This window comes from Clostridium sp. (genome assembly GCF_030532265.1).
Classification (GTDB): Bacteria; Bacillota; Clostridia; order Clostridiales; family Clostridiaceae; genus Clostridium.
In genome coordinates, this window is the sequence record NZ_JAUNLM010000061.1 from 5257 (window position 1) to 12031 (window position 6775).

Below are 6775 nucleotides of genomic sequence, written 5' to 3' on the forward strand. Positions count from 1 at the left end.
TTTAAAAAGACTAATAACTTGAATTAATAAAAAATAAGGAGATGGAATTAATGAGTAAAGAAATAATATTAACAGGGGACAGACCAACAGGAAAGTTACATATAGGACATTATGTTGGTTCTTTAATAAACAGAGTAGAGCTTCAAAATAGTGATAAATATAATAGTTATATTATGATTGCAGACCAACAAGCTTTAACTGATAATGCAAGAAATCCAGAAAAAATAAGAAATAGTTTAATTGAGGTAGCTCTTGATTATTTAGCTGTTGGAATAGATCCACAAAAATCAACTATATTTGTGCAATCACAAATACCTGAGTTAAATGAGTTAACTATGCATTATTTAAATTTAGTTACTGTTTCAAGACTTGAAAGAAATCCAACAGTTAAAAATGAAATAAAAGAGAAAAATTTTAATATGAGTATTCCAGCTGGATTTTTAATTTATCCAGTAAGTCAAGCTGCAGATATAACAGCCTTTAAGGCAACAGTTGTTCCAGTTGGAGAAGACCAATTACCTATGCTTGAACAAACAAGGGAAATAGTTAGAACATTTAATCAAACATATAACAAAGAAATTTTAGTAGAACCAAGAGCTGTCCTTCCAAAGAAAGGTTTAGGAAGACTTCCAGGCATAGATGGAAATTCAAAAATGAGTAAGTCTTTAAATAATGCAATATATTTATCTGATGATGAAGATACTATAAAGAAAAAAATTATGTCTATGTACACAGATCCAAATCATATAAGAGTAGAAGATCCAGGAAATGTTGAAGATAATCCAGTATTTATGTATTTAGATGCTTTTTGTGAAGATAAAATAACATTAGAAAATATGAAAAATCATTATGAAAAAGGTGGTCTTGGAGATGTTAAAATAAAAAAATATTTAAACGAAGTTATGCAAGAAAAGTTAAGACCTATAAGAGAAAGAAGAAAAGAGTACGAAAAAAATATTGATTATGTTTATAATATTTTAAAAACTGGTAGTGAAAATGCAAGAGTTATAGCAAGTGATACATTAAAAGAAGTTAGAGATGCAATAGGAATAAATTATTTTAAATAATAAAATAATCACATATATATAAGAAGATAAAAATAAAAAAAATTTCTAATTAAAAGAAATATAAATAAAAGAATTTAATTAAAAATAAATTTGTTTTTTATAAAATAAAAGCTAAGAGAGGAAGGATGATAGTAAAAGGTAATTATAGGTTTATACTCTCTTAGCTTTATTAGTTATTATTAGTTTATAAGTGATATTTATTGTTAATAAAGTTATTAAGTGAATTTTTAATTCAACTTATTTTATAAGTTTATAACTTGAAAATTTTCTAATAGGAGTAATTTATAAATGTTTATATAGTTTTACTTGCATATATGTTTTTTTCTACATCTATAAATACTTTTGCAATAACCTCATAAGCTTGTCCCCAAGCTTCTAATACTTCAGCTGTTGCATCTTCTCCTAAAACATCCTTAATAGCTCTTAAAAGATTTTGTCCAACTATTGGATAATGTTCTGGTTTAATGTTAGCATTACAATGCTTTTCTCCAATCTTTTTTACTGCTGGAAGTAAAACTTCTAAGTTATCTATATTTTCAGCTGCAGCTAAAATAGTCATAGCCAAAGCTTTTGGTTGTTCACCTGATTTTTGTCTATCCATATTAAATAACAGTTTAACTTCTGGATTATTTTCAAACATATTTTTATAAAAAGTTTTAGTAATTTCTAATCCATGTTCCTTTAATGCAGGAACTGTACTTTTAATTATATTTATTGTATTTTTGTCTAGCATATAAAGGTCTCCTTTTAATATTTATTATTTTGAAATAATTATTATCATTTCATGAAATAAATATAGCACAATAAAATAAAATGTGCAAGTAAAATGCACATTTTATTTTATATATTTTTTTTGATATAATTTTATATAGATTTAATTACTAAAGGAGATAAAAAATGCAGTTATCAAAGTTTACAGATTATGCGTTTAGAATGCTAATATATTTGGCAAAAAACGAAGAGAGAATTTCAGTAATAGATGAGATGTCAGATGAGCTTAATATATCAAAGCATCATTTAAAGAAAATAGTTAATAAGCTTGCAAAAACTGAATATATAATATCTTTAAAGGGAAGAAATGGCGGATTAAGACTAGGGGTTGAGCCTAAAGAAATAAATTTAGGTAACGTTCTAGTTTTAACAGAAGAAAATTTAAATTTAGTTTCTTGTATGGGAAATAGTGATATGTGTCCATTAATTAAAGATGATTGTAAGCTAAAAGTTGTTATATCAAAATCATTAAATACATTTATTAAAGAAATGAGCAAATATACTTTAGAAGATATATTATAATATAAAATTAAAATGTAAATACTGTATTGTATAAAAACTTAACTTGGAGATGAGTTATTATGAAAAAAACATTATATGATTACATAGATAAAATAAAGAAATTACCTATAAAAGCTAAGTATACAAAAGAAGAACTTTTAACTAAAGATTTTTTAATAGAGGAAAAAGATAATATTGAAATATATTATGTCCCACATAATGAATACATGAATAAGAAGGCAAAAATATTTATAATAGGAATAACTCCAGGATTTCAGCAAATGAGTACAGCAATAGCAGAGGCAAGAAAAGAACTTGAAATAACAAATGATATAAAAGAAATTCAATATAAGTGTAAAGTTGCTGGAAGATTTAGTGGTTCTTTAAGAAAAAATATAATAAGTATGTTAGATGAAATAGGACTTAATAAAGTTTTTAATTTAGATAGTTGTAGTGAACTTTTTTCTGATAAAGATTATTTATTACATACAGTATCATTAATCCCTTATTCAGTATTTGTAAAAAAGCAAAACTATTCAGGTCATACTCCAAAATTAATTAAAAGTGATTTTTTAATGAAATATGTTTATGAAAATTTTATTGATGAATTTAAAAGCTTAAATCATTTTAATGATATATTATTAATCCCACTTGGAAGAGCAGTCGAAGAAGTTTTATGTAAATTAGAAGATGAAGGCGTAATAAGTAAAAATCAAATACTTAAAGGCTTTCCACATCCATCAGGAGCAAATGTTAATAGAGTAAAGCAACTTGAAGAAAATAAAGAAGAATTAACTGAATTTATTTTAAATTGGAGCAAAACAAAGTATTTAAATAAGTAAACATATAAAGAAGTACAATATAAATTAAAGAGATAGTATATAAAAATAAACATTATATAGAAAATTATTATATAGAAAAGAAGTAGCATATAAATTAATGTCTTTTAATTAAAGAATAGACAAAAATTTTAAGCTACTTCTTTTTATATGAATTTTAAATCATTTTTATATTGATTATTGTACATAATAATGTATTATAAGTATAAAGGTAAAGGATAATTATTATTAATAGAAATAAATTGTTAAGGCGAAATTTATCAAGATAGAAATTTATATTAAGGTTAAAAAACAAATATAAAAAAACAAATACTATTTTATTTTTTTACCTAAATGAATAAAAGTAAGAGTAAAATTTTAAAATTAAAATATTTATTATTTTATTACTTATTATACTTTCAAATTAAAAATATAAGATTAGAACACAATAAAATATTAATTTAAAATATAAGATTAAATTTTACATATAGAAAAGGAGATAAGATGGAGAAAAATTTAAGAGAAACAGGCTTTAATTTTGAAAATAGTTATATAAATCTTCCAGAAAAGTTTTTTACTATACAAAATCCAAGTAATGTACCTGCACCAAAATTAATTATATTTAATGATTCTTTAGCAGAAGATTTAGGATTAAATTCTGATGTTTTAAAAAGTGATTATGGAGTAAATATATTTTCAGGAAATGAAATTCCAGAAGGAGCAGAGCCTATTGCACAGGCATATGCAGGACATCAATTTGGACATTTTACAATGTTAGGTGATGGGAGAGCTGTATTAATTGGAGAGCATATAACACCTAAAGGAGAAAGATTTGATATTCAACTTAAAGGTTCAGGGAGAACACCTTATTCAAGAGGTGGAGATGGTAAGGCAGCACTTGGTCCAATGCTTAGAGAATACATTATAAGCGAAGCAATGCATGGACTTAATATTGAAACAAGTCGTAGTTTAGCAGTAGTTACAACTGGTGAAAAAATAATTCGTGAAAACTACTTAGATGGTGCTATATTAACAAGAGTTGCTAAAAGTCATATTCGTGTTGGAACCTTTCAATACATTTCAAACTTTGGAAGTTATGAAGAACTTAAAGCTTTAGCTGATTATACTTTAAATAGACATTTTAAAGAGGGATTAAACAAAGAAAATCCTTACCTTTATTTATTAGAAGAAGTTATAAAAAAACAAGCAAGTCTTATTTCTAAGTGGCAATTAGTTGGATTTATTCATGGAGTAATGAATACTGATAATGTAACAATTAGTGGAGAAACAATAGATTATGGACCATGTGCATTTATGGATACTTATAATCCAGATACAGTATTTAGTTCCATAGATGTTTCAGGAAGATATGCTTATGGCAATCAACCAAACATTGGAGGTTGGAATCTTGCAAGATTTGCAGAAAGCTTACTTCCACTTCTTCATAAAAATAAGGAAGAAGCAATAAATATAGCTCAAAAAGCAATTTCAAATTATCCAGATATTTATAAAAAAACTTGGCTTAATGGTATGAGAAAAAAACTTGGAATTTTTAACGAAGAAAAGGATGATGAAACTTTAATAGATTACCTTTTAAGCATAATGTATAAATACAAAGCTGATTACACTAATACATTTTTAGAATTAACATTTAATAAAGTAGAAGATAGTGAGCTTTTTGATAAAGAGGAATTTAAAAACTTTTATAAGTTATGGAAAGATAGATTAAGTAGACAAAATCAGTCAATGGAAGAATCAATAGAACTTATGAAAAATAATAATCCAGCAGTAATTCCGCGTAATCATAGAGTAGAAGAAGCATTAAAAGCAGCAACAGAAAATGGGGATTATAGTGTAATGAATAATTTAATTAAAGCTTTAAAAAATCCATATGCACATACAAAAGAACAAGAAGAATATGCTAAGTTACCTGAAAAGAAAAATTGCAATTACAAAACTTATTGTGGAACATAAATTATATAAATATATTTTATTTATAGTTTAAAAAATTTAGTTTTAAATATTAATATTAAATAATTAAGAAAACATATACTTTAACTATTTAAAAGCAATTTAATATATATTAATTACTGATTCTTTTAAACAATCTATAATATCAAATAATTTGGCAAAGTACTTAAACATATCTTAATCAATAATATTAAATAATTAAAAGGCTGTCTTAAAATAGACGGTCTTTTTTTATTTAACTTATATTTTGAAGATATTATAAATATTGTGCAAAAAAATAATCAGCAGTAAGTTTAAAAAGAAATATTAATTTATGAGTTTTAAAGGTGTATTGTTTTTATTTTTATAAAATTTATGTAAAATATAAATAGAAAAAATTTAAATGTAGAGGAAGTAAAGAAAATGGGAACAAATATAAAAAAAAGATATCCAACCTATTTAAAAGAGTTTAAATGTATAGGTGGAGCTTGTGAAGATAGTTGTTGTATTGGCTGGAATATAGATATAGATAAAATAACTTTTAGACAATATTATAAAGTTAAAGATGAAAAAATGAAAAAAATGTTCCAAAAAAATGTACATAATAATGAATATAAAACAAGTGATGATGTAGATTACGGACAGGTAAAATTAAAAAAAGATAAGAGATGTCCTTTTTTAGATGAAAAAAATTATTGCATAATTCAATCAAACTTAGGAGAAGAATATCTTTCAAATGTTTGTACATCTTTTCCAAGAATATTAAATAAAATAGATGGATTTTATGAAATGTCACTTGATGTATCTTGTCCTGAAGCTGCAAGAATACTTTTATTAAAAGAAGAAGGAATTAAATTTTCAAAGTCAGAAGAAACTTTAGGTAAACATATAATATCAAGTGAAGTAAATACAAAGGATAAAATATTTAATAATTCACCAGTAAAATATTTTAAAGAAATAAGAGATTTAAGTATAAAAATAATTCAAAATAGAAAATTTGATATAAATGAAAGACTTTATATATTAGGTGAATTTATAAGCTCATTAGAGGAAGAGGTTTCTTATAACTTTAAGGGAGTAAAACAGTTTATAGAAAATTATAATATAAATAAAATGAGAGATTATTATGGAAAAGATAATATGAGCTATATTATATCATTAGACTTTTTTAAAAAAGTAATGAAATTTTTCAAAAACTTTAGAGAAGTGGATAGTCCTTTATTTAAAGAACATACAGAAGATATAATTAAAGCTTTTAAATTAAATGAAGATGATAATTTAAGTAAGTATTCAAAAGAGTATATAAAAGCTTTTGAGGACTATAATAAAGAGTTTTTATATAAAAATAGCTATATTTTTGAAAATTATATAGTTAATTTTATTTATAATTATATGTTCCCATTTTCAGAGAATGACTCAATGTTTGATGGATATATAATGCTTTTAATGAGATATTCACTTATAAGATTTTATTTAGTTGGTATGTATTTAAAAAATGAAACTGCTTCGAAAGAAGAAATTGTTAAGTTTATTCAATTATTTTCTAAGGGGCTTGGACATCATAAAAATTATTTAACAGATATGTTAAAGTATATTAAAGAGAAGGAATTTGATAATTTGGAGTTTTGTAAAAATCATTTAGGACTTTCAAATTTTAATTTTTAAATA

6 protein-coding genes are annotated in these 6775 nt (G+C 23.8%); 5 read left to right on the forward strand and 1 reads right to left on the reverse strand.

Annotation, left to right across the window (positions count from 1 at the left end; genetic code table 11):
• The first annotated feature begins 50 nt into the window (after positions 1–50).
• Entirely contained in the window at positions 51–1067 is a 1017-nt protein-coding gene (gene trpS, locus Q4E08_RS10475; RefSeq protein WP_303130770.1) for a tryptophan--tRNA ligase, read from the forward strand.
• 292 nt (positions 1068–1359) lie between these two features.
• On the opposite strand, the gene Q4E08_RS10480 is transcribed toward trpS, so the two are convergent.
• Complete coding sequence (locus Q4E08_RS10480) at positions 1360–1800, reverse strand: globin domain-containing protein (RefSeq protein ID WP_303130771.1); 441 nt, start codon at positions 1798–1800, stop codon at positions 1360–1362.
• A 164-nt stretch (positions 1801–1964) separates the two neighbouring features.
• On the opposite strand from Q4E08_RS10480, the gene Q4E08_RS10485 reads away from it, so the two are divergent.
• From Q4E08_RS10485 to fliB, 4 genes are all read left to right on the forward strand, one after another.
• Positions 1965–2360 (forward strand): Rrf2 family transcriptional regulator, encoded by a 396-nt coding sequence (locus Q4E08_RS10485; RefSeq protein WP_303130773.1) that lies wholly within the window; start codon positions 1965–1967, stop codon positions 2358–2360.
• Positions 2361–2419: 59 nt separating this feature from the next.
• The gene (locus Q4E08_RS10490) at positions 2420–3181 is read left to right on the forward strand and encodes a hypothetical protein (RefSeq protein WP_303130774.1); all 762 of its coding nucleotides are present in this window, start codon (positions 2420–2422) and stop codon (positions 3179–3181) included.
• A gap of 480 nt (positions 3182–3661) precedes the next feature.
• On the forward strand, positions 3662–5131 hold the full coding sequence (locus Q4E08_RS10495; RefSeq protein ID WP_303130775.1) for a YdiU family protein: 1470 nt from the start codon (positions 3662–3664) through the stop codon (positions 5129–5131).
• A 399-nt stretch (positions 5132–5530) separates the two neighbouring features.
• Complete coding sequence (fliB, locus tag Q4E08_RS10500; protein ID WP_303130776.1) at positions 5531–6772, forward strand: flagellin lysine-N-methylase; 1242 nt, start codon at positions 5531–5533, stop codon at positions 6770–6772.
• Positions 6773–6775: the final 3 nt, after the last annotated feature.